At 70.1% G+C, this 16,078-nt stretch carries 14 protein-coding genes, 1 tRNA gene and 2 pseudogenes; 3 read left to right on the top strand and 14 right to left on the bottom strand.

Annotated features, from left to right (window positions below; translation table 11 throughout):
- The first annotated feature begins 636 nt into the window (after positions 1 to 636).
- A complete protein-coding gene (locus HMPREF0321_RS00450; protein ID WP_254653948.1) occupies positions 637 to 1,446 on the top strand; it encodes a DNA-processing protein DprA in 810 nt (269 codons plus the stop codon).
- Between the two features lie 198 nt (positions 1,447 to 1,644).
- On the opposite strand, the pseudogene HMPREF0321_RS15215 reads toward HMPREF0321_RS00450, so the two are convergent.
- A pseudogene (locus tag HMPREF0321_RS15215) lies at positions 1,645 to 2,423 on the bottom strand (conjugal transfer protein); the annotation flags it as partial.
- Between HMPREF0321_RS15215 and HMPREF0321_RS00460 the strand changes: the two are divergent.
- Both HMPREF0321_RS00460 and HMPREF0321_RS00465 read left to right on the top strand, forming a co-directional pair.
- A pseudogene (locus tag HMPREF0321_RS00460) lies at positions 2,389 to 2,658 on the top strand (hypothetical protein); the annotation flags it as partial. The pseudogenes HMPREF0321_RS15215 and HMPREF0321_RS00460 sit on opposite strands and share 35 nt — an antisense overlap.
- A gap of 42 nt (positions 2,659 to 2,700) precedes the next feature.
- The gene (locus tag HMPREF0321_RS00465) at positions 2,701 to 3,222 is read left to right on the top strand and encodes a tyrosine-type recombinase/integrase (RefSeq protein ID WP_371168037.1); all 522 of its coding nucleotides are present in this window, start codon (positions 2,701 to 2,703) and stop codon (positions 3,220 to 3,222) included.
- 206 nt (positions 3,223 to 3,428) lie between these two features.
- Here HMPREF0321_RS00465 and HMPREF0321_RS00470 read toward each other — a convergent pair.
- The 13 genes from HMPREF0321_RS00470 to HMPREF0321_RS00530 all read right to left on the bottom strand — a co-directional run bounded on the left by HMPREF0321_RS00470 (position 3,429) and on the right by HMPREF0321_RS00530 (position 15,788).
- Positions 3,429 to 3,502: transfer RNA gene (locus tag HMPREF0321_RS00470), tRNA-Pro, on the bottom strand.
- Positions 3,503 to 3,643: 141 nt separating this feature from the next.
- Positions 3,644 to 4,627, bottom strand: coding sequence for a DUF2207 domain-containing protein (locus HMPREF0321_RS00475; RefSeq protein WP_006943346.1), 984 nt, complete (start codon positions 4,625 to 4,627; stop codon positions 3,644 to 3,646).
- A 181-nt stretch (positions 4,628 to 4,808) separates the two neighbouring features.
- A complete protein-coding gene (gene der / locus HMPREF0321_RS00480; protein WP_040014187.1) occupies positions 4,809 to 6,269 on the bottom strand; it encodes a ribosome biogenesis GTPase Der in 1,461 nt (486 codons plus the stop codon).
- Positions 6,270 to 6,560: 291 nt separating this feature from the next.
- The gene (locus HMPREF0321_RS00485) at positions 6,561 to 7,238 is read right to left on the bottom strand and encodes a lysophospholipid acyltransferase family protein (RefSeq protein ID WP_006943339.1); all 678 of its coding nucleotides are present in this window, start codon (positions 7,236 to 7,238) and stop codon (positions 6,561 to 6,563) included.
- Positions 7,238 to 7,933 carry a (d)CMP kinase gene (gene cmk, locus HMPREF0321_RS00490; RefSeq protein WP_006943343.1) on the bottom strand — a complete coding sequence of 232 codons (696 nt, stop codon included), beginning with the start codon at positions 7,931 to 7,933 and terminating at the stop codon, positions 7,238 to 7,240. The genes HMPREF0321_RS00485 and cmk overlap by 1 nt, the downstream gene beginning before the upstream one ends.
- A gap of 11 nt (positions 7,934 to 7,944) precedes the next feature.
- The gene (locus HMPREF0321_RS00495) at positions 7,945 to 9,168 is read right to left on the bottom strand and encodes a prephenate dehydrogenase (RefSeq protein ID WP_006943337.1); all 1,224 of its coding nucleotides are present in this window, start codon (positions 9,166 to 9,168) and stop codon (positions 7,945 to 7,947) included.
- Complete coding sequence (locus HMPREF0321_RS00500; RefSeq protein ID WP_006943328.1) at positions 9,165 to 10,076, bottom strand: pseudouridine synthase; 912 nt, start codon at positions 10,074 to 10,076, stop codon at positions 9,165 to 9,167. The genes HMPREF0321_RS00495 and HMPREF0321_RS00500 overlap by 4 nt, the downstream gene beginning before the upstream one ends.
- On the bottom strand, positions 10,073 to 10,696 hold the full coding sequence (gene scpB / locus HMPREF0321_RS00505; RefSeq protein ID WP_006943379.1) for an SMC-Scp complex subunit ScpB: 624 nt from the start codon (positions 10,694 to 10,696) through the stop codon (positions 10,073 to 10,075). The genes HMPREF0321_RS00500 and scpB overlap by 4 nt, the downstream gene beginning before the upstream one ends.
- A 111-nt stretch (positions 10,697 to 10,807) precedes the next feature.
- On the bottom strand, positions 10,808 to 11,764 hold the full coding sequence (locus HMPREF0321_RS00510) for a ScpA family protein (protein WP_006943344.1): 957 nt from the start codon (positions 11,762 to 11,764) through the stop codon (positions 10,808 to 10,810).
- An 11-nt stretch (positions 11,765 to 11,775) separates the two neighbouring features.
- On the bottom strand, positions 11,776 to 12,639 hold the full coding sequence (locus HMPREF0321_RS00515) for a ParA family protein (protein WP_207623213.1): 864 nt from the start codon (positions 12,637 to 12,639) through the stop codon (positions 11,776 to 11,778).
- A 154-nt stretch (positions 12,640 to 12,793) separates the two neighbouring features.
- Complete coding sequence (locus HMPREF0321_RS00520) at positions 12,794 to 13,729, bottom strand: tyrosine recombinase (protein ID WP_006943341.1); 936 nt, start codon at positions 13,727 to 13,729, stop codon at positions 12,794 to 12,796.
- On the bottom strand, positions 13,726 to 15,075 hold the full coding sequence (gene hisS, locus HMPREF0321_RS00525; RefSeq protein WP_006943323.1) for a histidine--tRNA ligase: 1,350 nt from the start codon (positions 15,073 to 15,075) through the stop codon (positions 13,726 to 13,728). Before hisS ends, HMPREF0321_RS00520 begins: the two co-directional genes overlap by 4 nt.
- Positions 15,072 to 15,788 (bottom strand): MBL fold metallo-hydrolase, encoded by a 717-nt coding sequence (locus HMPREF0321_RS00530; protein ID WP_006943384.1) that lies wholly within the window; start codon positions 15,786 to 15,788, stop codon positions 15,072 to 15,074. The genes hisS and HMPREF0321_RS00530 overlap by 4 nt, the downstream gene beginning before the upstream one ends.
- Positions 15,789 to 16,078 lie beyond the last annotated feature (290 nt).

Raw genomic sequence — 16,078 nt, forward strand, 5'->3', positions numbered from 1 at the left:
GACTACCACGCACGCACTCCTCTCGATCGAACCTCTGCTCTAACGGTATCGTCCGACTTCGACACTGACTCAGGGACGCGCCGGTGAGTCTGCGGCACGTTGGGTCCGTCCGGTGTAGGGGACCGCTGTCTCACCGCGAAGCGAGCCCGAGCAAGCAGAGCGACGCTTGTCGGGTCGATCCAGAGTAACTTGAAGGCGTTCCAGACGAATAGCCGGAACAGCAGGTGGAGCCAGCCGGGGCCGCCGCCGTTGATGATCGTGGTGCAGATCGCGGCGGCGTAGAAGTAGGCCCCGGCGAGCAGCATCGCGGGGACGCCCCACTTCAGGCCGCGTCGTGTGCGGATCGCGTTGAGCAGCAGGTTCGTGGGTGCGTAGCGGAGTACGCCATAGCCTCGTGCGCTGAGCGCCACGGACGTCCGGAGCATTGCGGGCCTCTTTCCTCGTCATAGCGCGACGGCGTTCCGTCGTGGAGGCGGCTATGAACCGAGTGCCCGCAAGGGGCCGTCCCGAAGGACCCGCATAGTTTGCTGAACCAGCCTCGCTACCGAGGTTACGACTGTCCTGTGACAGAGGGAACCCCGGCGGCAGGCGGGCGTGTACCTCGTCGGTGACCTTGGAGCGGAAGGGACACCGATCATGGCGACGTTGACGGAGCAGGTGCAGGGTGAGCGGATGGCGCCGATCGCACTGTCGATGATCGCCGAACCGAACGACCCGACCACCGGGTACGTCCTCACCCGTCACTGCGGGATCGAGACGCTGCGGCTGATCGAGTCCGGAAACGAGGTGCCCGGCCTGGCACGCGCCGACGTAATGATGTGGCGCGAACGGCTGGCTATGCGGATCACGCCCGGCCTGCCGGATCAGGCAGCGCAGGCCGAAGGGTTCGGCACGCTCATCCCTGCCGACAAGGAATGGCCCACCGGGCTGAACGACTTGGGCGAGCGCGCCCCCTACCTGCTGTGGACGCGCGGCGCGGTCTCGTTCTTGACGACGGCGCTGAGCGATCGGGCCACGATCACGGGCGCTCGCGCTGTGACCTCCTATGGCGAGCAGGTCGCGGGCGAGCTGGCGACGGGTCTTGCCGATGAGGAACGGGTCGTCATCTCCGGCGGCGCCTACGGGATCGAAGGTGCCGCGCACAAGAGCGTGCTGGCCGCGAGTGGTCAGACAATCGCGGTCCTGGCCGGCGGGCTGGATCGCCCGTACCCGGCCGGGCACCACGAGCTGTTGAACCAGATCGGGGATGTCGGGCTGCTGGTCAGCGAGCTGCCACCCGGAGCAGCATCGACCAGGCACAGGTTCTTGGCTCGCCACCGCCTGCTGGCGGCGCTCTCGGGTGCGACCGTGATCCCTGAGGCCGGTCCCGGATCCGGGTCGATGACCACGGTCATCGCCGCCGCGACTCGGCCGAGGCGTCGGCGCGGTGCCCGGCCCGGTGACTAGTGTCGCGAGCGCCGGGCCGAACGAACTCATCAAGCAGGGTCTCGCGTCGCTCGTCACTCAGCCCAGCGACGTGATCGCCTTGCTCGACGCCGACCCGAACCCAGGGGCCTGAGGCTGGGCTCAAGTTCGGGCACCGACACCCGTCACAGGGAACGCCCGAACGCTCTCTCTGACCGCCAGTCTCGCGGCGGCCGTCGTTCACAAGGTCGGAGCGGGGTGAGCCGCGGCGCTCTGCCGCGCGGGCTCGATCTTCGTGGGCTCGATGGTGGCGGCTTGGGCGCGGTTGAGGGCGGCGCGGGCGCGGATGGCGTCGATCTTCTGGCTGGTGCTCTCCGGCGACGGGCCGAGCGGGGTCCGGTCGTCGGTGATGCCGTAGCGGTCGCGGTAGGCGGCGACGGTGCGGGCAGCGCGCCACCATGCCGCCTTCGGCTACTCCCCCCTCGGTGCCTTGCCGAGGTCGGCCATCCACGGTTCCGCGTCGGTGAGAGCGGACCGGAGCACGGTGTCGGCGCGGGCGGCGATCAGCTCGCGGCGCTCGTCCAGTGCTTGCCGCATGTCGGCTGCCATCTGCCCGCCGGCGTGCGGGATCAGTCCGGCGATCAGTCTCGGGGGTTTTCGGGTGCGGCCTGATCCGGCGGGTCGGGCGGTGGCGCGGGCGACGCGGGCGTGAAGGACGGAGGCGATGTCGTCGGCCTCGTCCAGACTCCGCGCGGCGACTAAGCGCAGGAGCAGGGAGTCGAGGTCGTGGTGGTTGGCTCGGCGTGACGCGGCTCGGCCGACAGCGCGCCGTAGGTGTCAGAGGCGCGCACGTCTTCGATCTGCTCGACGGTGAGCCCGGAGGCTTGCAGGAGGGTGGCCCTGCGATCGTGCTGCGCGGCCTGGGCGATGGTGTCGTACTCGGCCGCGAGCTGGGCGATCGAGCCCCAGAGGTCTTGCTCGGCGGTGATCGTCTCGTGCGCGGGCAGCTCGGGGCCGACGATCGGGCTGGTCGTCCTGTTCGGCGTCGCGCTGATCCTGCGCGCCGCTGGATCGGTGACCGCGTTCCTGACCGGCACACCGCAGCCGGCCGGCGATCCCGCCTCCGGGTTCGGAGTGTTGTTCCGCCCCGGAGACCCCGGGTCGGCGCTCGACGCGGACGGCCTGAACCCGGTCGTCTACTGGATCGTCGTCGGGCTGCTGCTCGCCGGCCTCGTCACCGACGGCCTATGGGCATAGCTACGGCTGCGCCGCCACACCCACCGGATCGAAGCCGAGGTGTCCGGTTTGCAGGTCGGGGACGTGGACTTCGGCAAGAACCTCGTCGTGATCCGCCTGCAAGTCTTCCCCGGCAAGGGCGGCCTGGTCACCAAGCCGACCAAGAGCCGCGAAGAACGCCGCGTGTCGATCCTGGAACCGCTCCGGTCCGTGCTGGGACGCCTTACCGACGGCAAGCAGCCGGAGGACTCATTGCTGGTCGGCCCGAAGGGCGGCTACCTCACTACCGCGACCGTCCGCGGCGCCATGAACTGGGACGGCATCGTCGCGAAGCTGGGCCTGCCCGACCTCACCCGGCACGGGCTCCGTCACACCGGGGCAACCTGGATGGCCGACCCAGGCATCCCTTTGCACGTCCTCCAAGACATCCTCGGACACGCCTCAATCGAGACCACTCGCGGCTATCTCCACCCCGACGACCGCCACCTCGCCTCCGCTGCCGAGCAGGCCAAAGCCTTTCTCTCCGCCGCCGGACAACGCAAGCACGCCCGACGAAGTGGCCCAACGGCCAGGGGTCTGTGATGCGTTCCGATCCCCGCAGGAGTGCTACCGGAGGCGTTCTGGTCCCCATTTGGTCCCCTTATCCACAGGAAGCGGGTTCGCGGCGGCTCAGCCGTCCCAAGGCGACCGCCGCGAGGGCGCCGGGGGACCAGAGGGGGACCACGGAGTACGACCAGCGGACATGATGAAGCCCAGGCGAGCAACCTGCTCTCACCTGGGCTTTTACGTCGGGCTGACAGGATTTGAACCTGCGACCCCTTGACCCCCAGTCAAGTGCGCTACCAAACTGCGCTACAGCCCGTTGCGCCTGACGGCGCAAGCCCCGAAGGGCGTGATGAACCATACCCCACGCGGGGCCCGGGCGACCAATCGGCCGGCCCTGCGACGACTGGCTGTCGCCAGGAGATCGGGGCAGGCTCGGCCCCCGGATGACTGGCCGGCGTCAGAAGTCGAAGATGTCGCCGACCGCGTCACCGATCGAGCCGAAGACGTCGCCGAGACCGTCCGTCAGGCCGCCGAGGTCGAACAGCCCGTCGGCGCCCGAGAGTAGGTCGGCCATTCCGCCGATCGCCTCCGCGCCGAGGAAGACGAGGTCGTCGCCGTAGAACATCCAGAAGAACGGGTCAGAGGCGATGTCGCCCATGATGTTGCCGAAGCCCTCGAGCTGCGCCATCTTCGCGACCTCACCGATGACGCCCGCCCACCGGTCGGCAAGACCGAAGACCATGGCGTACGGCAGGTAACGGTTGAACAGGTCAGCCGCTTCCTCGAACTTGATCTGCTTGGCCTCGGCCGTCGCGATGTATTTCTTGAACCCGAGCGTCTGGATGCGCACCGCAGTGCCGTCGGCGGTGCGCGGCGAGCGCCCCATCCCCAGGAAACCCTTGCGGCGTGGGTCTCGCTCGTACCAGCCCCGATGAATCGTCTCGCGGTACATACCGTCGGCGATGTCGCGCAACGGCCCCCGCAACTGCGCCTTCATCTGCGGCAACGTCACGTAACGGACGCCGGGCGGGAACAGGGCGTTGAGGAAGTCGGCCTCGACCTGCGTGATGACGTCGCCGCCAGGAAACTCGTTCTGGATGAACACCCAGTCACCCTGCGGCGCCTTGGCACCCCGCCTCGACGTCGGCGCAGGCGGCGCTGCGGGCGCCGAACCGTCAGCGGGCTGCAGCTTCTCGATGCGGAACCAGCCGCGCAGCGACAGGTCGATCATCATCGCGCCGATGTCCTGCGAGTCGACCGACCCGTCGACGACGGTGCCCGCCAGCGCCGCGCTCACGCCCTGCGGCGGATGGAACTGCACGGCCGGCTCACCCGACCACTCCTTCGCACCCTTGACGCGGCGCACCTCGCCCACGCCGTCCGCCGGGCGCATGCCGGGGGTGACGCCGACGTACTCGTAGTCGTGGTTCCAACCGAACACTGCTTCGTCTGCCTCTCACCGTGAATGGGATTCTCACCCGACGTGCGACGCCGGACGCCGATCATGGCAGGTAACGCACGAGTTGGCAGCGCACTGCGCGCCGACGCGTGAGTCACTCGCCATCCTGGGGCAGGCGTCGCGCGCGACAGCGCACGCCCGCCCCTCGAAGGTAGGCCCCCGCTCAGCGCTGCTTGCGCTTCTCGCGCACGCGCACGCTGATCTCGATCGGCGTCCCGTCGAAACCGAACTCCTCACGCAGGCGACGCTCGATGAAGCGGCAGTACCCGGCCTCGATGAAGCCGCTGGCGAAGATGACGAAGCGCGGCGGGCGCGTCGAGGCCTGCGTCGCGAACAGGATTCGCGGCTGCTTTCCGCCGCGTACCGGGTGCGGATGCGCCGCGACGACCTCGCCGAGGAAGGCGTTGAGCCGGCCCGTCGGGATGCGCTGGTCCCACGAGTCGAGGGCGACCTCGATGGCGGGAACGAGACGGTCGGTGTGACGTCCCGTCTTCGCCGACAGGTTGACGCGCGGCGCCCACGGCACCTGGACGAGCTCGCGCTCGATCTCCTTCTCCAGGTAGTAGCGGCGCTCCTCGTCGAGTGTGTCCCACTTGTTGTACGCGATGACGAGCGCGCGGCCGGCGTCGATCACCTGCTGCACGACGCGCACGTCCTGTTCGGCGATGCTCTGCTCCGCGTCGATGAGGACGACGGCGACCTCCGCCTTCTCCAACGCCGTCTGCGTGCGCAGGGAGGCGTAGAAGTCGGCGCCGCGCGTCTGGTGCACGCGGCGTCGGATGCCGGCGGTGTCGACGAAACGCCAGGTCTTGCCGCCGAGTTCGATGTACTCATCGACCGGGTCACGCGTCGTGCCTGCGACGTTGTCGACGACGACGCGCTCCTCCCCCGCGAGCTTGTTGAGCAGCGACGACTTGCCGACGTTCGGACGCCCGAGCAGCGCCACGCGACGCGGGCCGCCACGCGGGTACGCGCCGGCGACAGCCGTCTTGTCGGGCAGCAGGTCGATGACGGCGTCGAGCGCGTCACCGGTGCCACGCCCGTGCAGCGACGAGACGGGGTACGGCTCACCGAGGCCGAGCGACCACAGCATGGCCGCGTCGGCCTCCGAACGGTTGTCGTCCACCTTGTTCGCGATGAGGACGACTGGCTTCTTCGAGCGGCGCAGCAGCTTGACGACGGCCTCGTCGGTGTCGGTGGCGCCGACCGTGGCGTCGACCACGAACATCACGGCGTCGGCGAGTTCGATCGCGACCTCGGCCTGTTCGGCGACGCGCAGGTGGATGCCGCTCGCGTCGACCTCCCACCCGCCGGTGTCGACGAGGGTGAACCGGCGTCCGACCCACTCGGCGTCGTACGCGACGCGGTCACGCGTCACACCCGGCACATCCTCGACGACGGCCTCACGGCGCCCCAGGATGCGGTTGACGAGCGTCGACTTGCCGACGTTGGGACGACCGACGACTGCGACGACGGGCCGCAGGTCGGCCTCGCCGTAGCCGCTGTCCTCGTCGACCTCACCGGACAGCAGCGCACGGTCCTCGTCGCTCAGGTCGAAGTCCTCGAACCCGACGCGCAGCGCCTGCTCGACCGACTCGTCCGGGGCGGGCGCATCGTGGCGCAGGTCGTCGTGCTCGGCTCGCTCGTCGTGCTCGTCGTGGGGGAAGTACTGGTCGTCGCTCACGCGGATTACCTCAGATCGTGGAGTATCCCGCCGGATCCGGCGGGCTCGGAGGCTCTCCCCCGCCACGTGACGACGCGGCGGCTCGCGCCGTGACGTCGGGTGGGGAGGTCTCGTGTGACGCGCCCGAATGCGCGTCACAAGACCATTCTCGCGCATGGGCACGATTTTTCAGAGTCGAGCGCTCGCGGCCAGCCACGCCCTAGCGACGAGCGCCCGGGGAGACGATCCGGCTCAACCCGCCACGTGGTCGGCGAGGCGGGCACGCAGTTCCTCCGTCGCGGCCGCCAGCCGAGCGCGACCTGTCGCGCCCGCCACCGCCTCGGCGTCACCGAGGCGGAACGCCGGCCCGAACGTCACCTGCAGACGACTGCGCAGCCGCGGCCAGCGTCCCCGCGTGCGCCCGGCCGTGCCGACGAGACGCACCGGCACGATCTGAGCATCCGCACCGAGCGCGAGGAACGCGGCGCCCTGGTGCACCGCCTGCACCGACCCGTCACCGCGCGTGCCCTCGGGGGACACGCCGACGACACCACCCGCCGCCAGGACGCCGCGCGCCGCCGTCATCGCCTCCCGGTCGGCGCTGCGCTGCGTGACGGGGATCTGCCCGAGCCGCGTCAGCAGCGTCCCGAGCGGGCCGACGAAGTACGCACGCTTGACGAGGAAGTGCGCCGGGCGCGGCACGAGCGACGCGGCCAGCGGGCCGTCGATGACGCCGATATGATTCGCGACCACGACGACGGGGCCGTCAACCGGCACGTTCTCGCGCCCGGTCACCTCGAGGCGGTACAGCGCACCGAACAGGCCCTCGACGGCGGGACGCAATCGGCGCATGAGCCCCTCGCACGCGGACGGATCGCGCGGCGTCGAATCACGCGACGCGGCAGCCTCGACGTCACGACGCGGGAACATCAGCCGCGCGCCCGTTCGACGAGCGTCAGGACCGCCTCGACGGACTGCTGGAACGTCAGGTCGCTGGTGTCGAGCGTGACGACCCCGTCCGCAGCGCTCATGAACGACGAGACGGTCGAGTCGGCCTTGTCGCGGTCGACGATCTGCGTCCGCGTCGCCGCGATGGCGGCGTCGTCCGCGCCGCCGTGCAGCTCCTTCGAGCGGCGGGCGAGCCGTGCGGCCTCGCTCGCGACCATGAGGATGCGCACGTCCGCGTCGGGCGCGACGACCGTCGTGATGTCGCGCCCCTCAGCGACGACGCCACCCTGGTCCGCGGCGATCTGCGCCATCAGCTCACGCTGACGCTGCTGCAGCTTCGGGCGCACCTGCAAGTTGGTCGCGACCTTCGAGACGACCTCGGCGATGCGCGTCGTGCGGATGTCCGCGTCGATGCGCGTACCCCCCATGCTGATCGACGGCGCGCTCGGGTCAGTGCCCATCTCGAGCGGCATCGCGGTGACGGCGTCCGCGACGACGCCCAGGTCGTCGAGGTCGATGCCCCGATCGAGGCAATACCAGGTGAGCGCGCGATACATCGCGCCCGTGTCGAGGTAGCCGATGCCAAGGTGCGCCGCCACCTTCTTGCTCACACTCGACTTGCCCGAACCCGAGGGCCCGTCGATCGCTACCCGGATGCCGTTCGCCACGCTCGTCATGAACGCAGATTCTAGGCGGTCTCGACGAGGTGGGCGGCCCACCCCCGCGCGCTGAGCGCGCTGACGAGGGTCTGAGCGCGCAGCGGCACGACGCTGAGCTCGAGCAGACCGGCGGCGACGGCGTCGTCGTGCTCGAGGCGCATGTCCTCGACGCTGATGCCGGTCTCCCCCACGTCCGTGAACACGCGACCGAGCGCACCCGGCTCGTCGGGGATGACGACGGCGACGCTCGCGTACGCCTGCGCCGGCGCGCCGTGCTTGCCCGGGATGCGCGCACGACCCTCCTGGCCACCAGCGATCGTCTGCGCGAGCACGGCCCGGGGGCCGGGGGTGGCAATCGCATCGCGGATACCGACGGCATCCTGTGTCACGGGGGTGGCCGGTGGAGTGACGGCAACCGACGTGCTGCCTACGACCGCCACATCGGCCAGGCCACGCGTACCGCCCGATGCATCGCCCCCGGACGTGATGACCGACAGGGCGTGGATGACATCGTCGAGCGAGGCGCGCACCCCTTCGAGCAACGGCAGCACTGCAGCCGCGTTGCCGGCGAGGATCTGCGTCCACAGCATCGGGTCGCTCGCCGCGATGCGCGTGACGTCGCGGACACCCTGCCCGCTGAGAGCGACGGCGTCGTCGGGCAGCTCACGCAGCTGCGCGGCGACGAGGCTCGCGGCGACCTGCGGCACGTGCGAGACGGCGGCGACGGCCTCGTCGTGCGCGGCAGGGCTCATCGTGACGACGTGTGCCCCGCAGACCTGCGCGACGGCTGTCACGTCGGCGACGCGGGCGTCGTCCGCGCCGTCAGGGCAGATGACCCAGGTGCGCCCCTCGAACAGGTCGGAGCGCGCCGCGACCGCGCCGCTGCGCTCACGACCGGCCATCGGATGCCCCGGCACGAAACGGCACCGCTCGGCGCCGCAGCGTCGTGCCACCCCTTCGACGACGACGTTCTTCACGCTCGTCACATCCGTCACGGTGGCGTCCGGCCACGCCGTGAGCTCCGCGGCGACGACGTCGACGACCACGTCAGGCGGCGCGGCGACGACGACGAGGTCGGGCGCCTCATCCTGGGCGTGCGCGACGCGGCCGGCGCCCATGTCGGAGGCGAGCGCCGCCGCCGTCGGCGAGGTGTCGGCGAGGGTGACGTCGACGCCTCGCGCCTGCAGCGCGAGCGCCAGCGACGTGCCGAGCAGGCCGGTGCCGACGACGCGCACGCGCTGCGGCAGTGTCACAGACCGGCAGCCTTGTACAGGCCGGCGACCTCGCGCTTGTTGAGCGGCCGCATCTTGCCGGGGCGCAGATCACCGACCTTCACGGGCCCGACCTGCGGGCGCGCGAGCGCGATGACGGGGTGACCGACCTCCTCGAACATGCGACGCACGATGCGGTTGCGGCCCTCGTGCAGCACGATCTCGACCAGGGCCATGCCCGGCTGAGAGTCGACGACCTTGAACGAGTCGACGGCGGCCGGGCCGTCCTCGAGCTCGATGCCCTCGCGCATCCGCTTGCCGAGGTCGCGCGGCACCGGGCCGGGGATCGTCGCGAGGTAGACCTTCTCGACGCCGTAGCGCGGGTGCTGCAGGCGGTTGGCGAGGTTGCCGTCATTCGTCAGCAGCAGCAGACCCTCGGTGTCGTAGTCGAGTCGGCCGACGTGGAACAGGCGCTCGGTGCGCCCCTCGAGGTACTCACCGACGCACGGGCGACCCTCTTCGTCCTGCATCGTCGACACGACACCCGTGGGCTTGTTGAAGGCGAGGTAGACGAGCGTGTCGTCGAGCTGGATGCGGTCGCCGTCGACGTGGATGACGGCGCTCTCGGGGTCGATGCGCGTGCCCAGTTCGGTGACGACCTGGCCGTCGACCTCGACTCGACCCTCGGCGATGAGGTTCTCGCAGTGGCGTCGCGAACCGACGCCGGCCTGCGCGAGCACCTTCTGCAGGCGCGTGCCCTCCTCGACGTGCACGTCGCGCGTCGCGGCCTTCGGTGCGCGCTCGCGCGGCGGGGCGACCGGCTGGCCGCTCTTCGTCGTGCCGATGCCGAGGACGTCCGCCTCGTAACGGCTGACGCCGCCGCCGGAGCCGCGGTTGACGCGGCTGCTTCGGTTGTCGCGCTGACCCTGACGGGGTTTCCTGGAGTTCATCCGTGTCCTTGTTCCACTAGTTCATCGATGATGGCGGCGTCCGGCAGGTACGGCGCCAGCGGGGGAAGCTCGTCCAGCGAGCCGAGCCCGAGCCGCTCGAGAAAGGTCGGGGTGGTGCCGTAGAGCGTCGCACCCGTCTCGGGGTCGTCGCCGACCTCCGTGACGAGCCCACGCGTGAGCAGGGTGCGGGTCACGCCGTCGACGTTGACGCCGCGGATGGCGCCGACGCGCGAACGCGAGATCGGCTGCCGGTAGGCGATGACGGCGAGCGTCTCGAGTGCCGCCTGCGTCAGCTTGGCCTGCTGCCCGCCCCGCAGGAACGTCTCGACGGCATCCGCGTAGGCCGGCCGCGAGTACATGCGCCACGTGCCGTCGACCTCGCGCAGGGTGAACCCCCGCTGCTGGGCACGGTATTCCACCTCGAGGCCCTCGAGGTTGGCGCGCACCTCGCTCTCGCCGACGCCGAAGGCCGCGGCGAGATCGGCCACCGAGACGGGCTCGTCGACGACTATGAGCACCGCCTCGAGCGTCGATCGCAAGCCGCCGGGCAGGTGGTGCACGACGACCGGCTCGCGGGCGCCCTGCGCCGGTGGTTGCGTCGTCGCCTCGTGCGTCGTCATGCGTTCACCTCCTCCTGCTCCGGGCCGTCGTCGGCGCGGGTCATTCGTCTCGTGTCCTCACCCATGAGTCGTCGCAGCGCGGCGAAGTGTGAGGCCGTTCGTGCCATTGTCTCAGGACGCAGCGTCATCGCTCGCGCCCTCGCCGCCTGAGCCCGGCTCGGCGTCGTACTCGTCGGAGACGAGGATGCGCGCATCGGGCGCCGCGACCCAGCGCACGGTGAGCTGCCGCAGGTGCTCGTCCTGCTCGAACGCGACCGCGGCCTCCTTGAACAGTTCGAGGATGGCGAGGAAACGCCCGACGACGACGAGGTTGTGCTCCGCGTCGGCGACGAGCTGCGCGAACGTCAGCTCACCACCGCGGCGCAGCCTGCGCGTCACGATGCGCGCCTGCTCGCGCACGCTCACCTGCACGGCGTGCAGGTGGTCGACGTCGACGCTCGGCGGCGCCTTGGGCGTCAGCGCCCGCGCGGCGAGGGCCGCGAGCTGCTCGGGCGTCACCGTCATGACGAGCTCGGGCAGCATCCCCGAGAAGCGTTCCTCCAACCCGGCCTGACGTGCGACGAGACGCCCGTCGCTCTCCATCCGATCGGCCAGGAACTGCGCCATGTCCTTCAACGCCCGGTACTGCAGCAGCCGGGCGAACAGCAGGTCGCGCGCTTCGATCAGCTCGAAGTCCTCCTCGTCGGAGCCGCCGAGGTTCGGCAACAGCCGCGCTGCCTTGATGTCGAGCAGCGTCGCGGCGATGAGGAGGAACTCGGTCGCCTGCGACAGATCCCACTCGTCACTCGCCTCGCGGGCCGCCCTGATGTGCGCGATGAACTCGTCCGTCACCTGCGACAACGAGATCTGCGTGACGTCGAGACGATGCTTCGCGATGAGGCCCAGCAACAGGTCGAACGGTCCGTCGAACACCTCGCCCAGGTGGACGTGGAACGGCGTCGCCGCCGCACGCCGCGTCAGGACGCCTCCGGGTGCGCTCGCCGTCGACGCTGCCGCCGGCCCGGAGGTCGTGACCGCCACTGCCGATGCGGGCTCGTCGCCGACGGGTTCGGCCTCGGTCGCCGTCATCGGCGTGCGGCTCAGGGAGCCCCGCCGCGCGAGATGAGCTCGCGCGCGAGCTGGCGGTACGACTCCGCGGCACCGTGCCCGGAGGCGTACTGCGTGATCGGCTCGGCCGCGAGCGTCGCGTCGGGGAACTTGACGGTCCGCGAGATGACGGTGTGGAACACCTTGTCGCCGAAGTGGTCGACGACGGAGCGGACGACGTCGCGGCTGTGCAGGGTGCGCCCGTCGTACATCGTCGCGAGGATGCCGTCGATCTCCAGGCGCGGGTTGAGGCGATCCTGCACCTTCTCGATCGTCTCGACGAGCAGCGCGACGCCGCGCATCGCGAAGAATTCGGCCTCGAGCGGGATGACGACGCCGTGCGACGCCGTCAGCGCGTTGACGGTCAGCAGACCGAGCGACGGCTGGCAGTCGATGAGGATGACGTCGTACTCGTCCGCGACGCTGCGCAGGACGCGCGCGAGCACCATCTCGCGGGCGACCTCACCGACGAGCTGCACCTCGGCGGCCGACAGGTCGATGTTGGCGGGCAGCACGTCGAGGTTGTGCACCCGCGTCGTCTGGATGACGTCGTGCGCGTCGTGGCCGCGCTCGACGAGCAGGTTGTAGATCGTCACGTCGAGATCCTGCGAGCGCACGCCGAGGCCGACGGACAGGGCTCCCTGCGGGTCGAAGTCGACGAGCAGGACGCGGCGGCCGTATTCGGCCAGGGCGGCGCCCAGGTTGATCGTCGACGTCGTCTTGCCGACGCCGCCCTTCTGGTTGCACATCGAGATGATGCGCGCGGGGCCGTGCGACTCGAGAGGTCGAGGCGTCGGGAAGCCGGGCAGGGGTCGACCGGTTGGGCCCCACTGGCCCGTCGCGTCGATTCCCGGCAAACGGTCAAGTCGAACGTTAGAGTTCGTCGACTTCTGTGAACTCTCGGAAGTCACTCGAAAGCCTCCACTGATAGTTGAGCGTTTGGCATCACGCCAATCGGCACCAGATTAGCGCCCCGGGTGCGGCAACGCCCAAACCGTCGTCCGTCGGCCCTCAGCGGGCGCGCGGATGCGCCGCCGCGAACGTCTCACGCAACTGCTGCACCGACACCATCGTGTAGATCTGCGTCGTCGTCACCGAGGCATGCCCGAGAAGCTCTTGCACGACGCGCACGTCGGCGCCGCCTTCGAGCAGGTGCGTCGCATAGGAATGCCGCAGCGTGTGCGGCGAGATCTCGCCGTCGAGACCGGCCACCTCGGCCGCGCGACGCACGAGTCCGAACACGCTCTGCCGGCTCAACCTGCCGCCGCGCTGATTGAGGAACACGGCAGCCCCGGCCTTGCCCTTCGCCGCAAGAGCAGGCCGCTCACGCGTCAGGTAGGAGCCGAGCGCGTCGGCGGCGTAGCGCCCGAGCGGGACGATGCGCTCCTTGCTGCCCTTGCCGAACAGTCGCAGCGAACGCGACATCAGGTCGACGTCGTCGACGTCGAGCCCGACGACCTCGCTCACGCGCGCACCGACCCCGTAGAGCACCTCGAGCAGCGCACGATCCCGGAGCGAACCAGCGTCCTCGCCATCGCCGGCAGCCGCGAGCAAACGTTCGACGTCAGCTAGAGGGATAGCCTTCGGGAGTTTGCGGGGCAACCTCGGCGGCGCGACGTCCGTCGCCGCGTCGGGCGCGTCCGTCTCGAGCGAAACGAACGCATGGAGGCGGCGGACGGCGACGAGCGCGCGTGCCGCGGAACTGGCCGCCAGCGGCGGATGGCCCTGGCCGCCCTCACGCAGCGATCGCAGGAACGCCTCGACGCGCGACTCCTCGACCCCGTCGAGCGAGGTGACGCCGGAGGCGGCGAGGTAGCCGAGGTAACGCGTGACGTCACGTCGATATGCCGCGAGCGTGTGCGGCGAGAGGCCCCGCTCGACGCGCAGGTGATGCAGCCACTGCGTCATCACCTGCGTCAGTTCGAGCGAGGGCTCCGGGGCGCTCACGACGCCGGTGACGCCTCGGCGACCTCGAGTCGCACCTGCTCGTCGGCCGCGGGGAGCACCCAGCTGGTCGCGTCCGCGTCGAACTGCTCACCGCTGCGGATGTCCTTGATCTGATCGCCGGTCTCCCCCGCGCCCGGGAACCAGACGTACGGGATGCCGCGACGGTCGGCGAACTGGATCTGCTTGCCGAACTTGGCGGCCTTGGGCGACACGAGCGTCGGGATGCCGCGCTCACGCAGTGCCGCCGCGATCCGCATCGACTCGGCGCGTGAGGTCTCGTCGTTGATGGCGACGAGCACGGCCGTCGGCGTCGGACGGCTCGTGCGCAGGCCGCCGTCACCGATGAGCTTCGCGAGCAGGCGCGAGACACCGATCGACAGGCCGACGCCGGGGTAGGTCCTCTTGCCGTCACTCGCGAGCGAGTCGTAGCGCCCGCCGGAGCAGATCGAGCCGTAGCCCTCCTCGCCGACGAGCTGCGTCTCGTAGACCGTGCCGGTGTAGTAATCGAGGCCGCGTGCGATCTTCAGCTCCGCGACGAGCAGGCCGGGTGCGTGCTCGGCGGCCGTCTCGACGACGACGCGTAGCTGCTCGAGGCCCTCCTCCAGCGTCGGGTGTTCGACGCCCAGTGCGCGCACCTGCTCGACGAAGGACGTATCGGGCGTCGAGATCGCCGCGAGGGCGAGGATCTTGTCGGTGGCGGCGTCTTCGACGCCTTCGGCGACGAGCAGCTCCTTGACCTTGGCCGGGCCGATCTTGTCGAGCTTGTCGACGATGCGTAGCGTGCCGACGATGTCGTCGATGCCGAGCCCGCGGTAGAAGCCCTCGGGGATCTTGCGGTTGTTGACCTGGATGCGGAACTCACCGATCGGCAGCCGCTTGAACACGTCCGCGATGACCAGCGGCAGCTCGACCTCGTAGTGGAACGGCAGCTCCCCCACGTCGACGATGTCGATGTCGGCCTGGACGAACTCGCGGTAACGCCCCGCCTGCGGGCGCTCGCCGCGCCAGACCGGCTGGATCTGGTATCGGCGGAACGGGAACGTCAGCTTGCCCGCGTTCTCGATGACGTAGCGGCTGAACGGCACCGTGAGGTCGAAGTGCAGGCCGAGGCCCGGCTCGGCCTTGTCGGCCTCTTCCGCAGCGAGGCGGCTGACGGCGTAGATCTCCTTGTCCGCGTCACCGCCCTTGCCCGTGAGGCGCTCGACGGGCTCGACCGCGCGCGTGTTGATCGGCTCGAAACCGTGCAGCTCGAACACCTCACGGATGATGTCGAGCACCAGCTGCTCGGTGTAACGCTGCGCCGGCAGCCATTCGAGGAAGCCGGAGATGGGGGTCGGTTTGCTCATGCGCCAGATCCTTGGAGTGCTTGCAGGTACGGGTTGCTCGCGCGCTCGCGCGCCATCGTGCTGGCCGGGCCGTGCCCGGGAAGGATGAGGGACGAATCAGGCAGCGGCAGCACCTTCGTGCGCAGGCTCTGCTGCATCGCCGCGTCGCTGCCGCCCTCGAGGTCGGTGCGTCCGATCGAGCCGGCGAAGAGGACGTCCCCGGTGATGACGCTCTGGTTCACCGTCGCGGCGACGGCGTCATCGAGCCCGTCGGGCACCTCGTCGACGGTGAACATGACGGAGCCCTCGGTGTGCCCCGGCGCGTGGGTGACGCCGAACGTCAGCCCCGCGAGTTCGAGGGGTTCGCCCTCGTGGATGGAGACGACCTTCTCGGGCTCGCGCCACGTCGCGCTCTTGCCGAACGACTGCTCGAGCATGCCGCGCAGCTGCGGGCCGAGCTGGTCGTAGGGGTTGACGAGGCGGTAGCGATCGTCGGCGTGGATGTGCGCGGCGATCTGCCCGCCGCACACCGGCGTCACGGAGAAGGTGTGGTCGAGATGGCCGTGCGTCAGCAGCACCGCCGTGGGCTTGAGATCGAGCTCGCCGAGGACCTCGAAGAGCTGGTCGGTGACCCCGATGCCCGGGTCGACGACGACGCACTCGCTGCCGCGTTCGCGGGCGAAGACGTAGCAGTTCGTACCCATCGCGGCTGCGGGGAAAGAGACGGTCAACACGTGCCCAGCCTATCGGTCGCGCGCACGGGCCGTCCGACCCGAGGAACGCCGGGCCGCTGCGGGCGCGCGGACGACCTCCTCCCCCTAGACTGATGACGTTGCTGTCCGGTCTGCGCGTACCCGCGGGTCGGCTACGTCGAGAAAAAGGTCATGACCGTGTCCGAGGACTCCACCATCCCCACACCCGCGTCCGTGAAGCCGAGCGCTGTGCCGAAGCCCCCGAGCGCGGCACCCAAGGCGCCGGCCCCGGCCGCACCGACGTCGCCGTCGGCACCTGCGGGCACCCCGGC

The sequence above is a fragment of the Dermacoccus sp. Ellin185 genome (assembly GCF_000152185.1).
GTDB classification, from domain to species: domain Bacteria; phylum Actinomycetota; class Actinomycetes; order Actinomycetales; family Dermatophilaceae; genus Dermacoccus; species Dermacoccus nishinomiyaensis.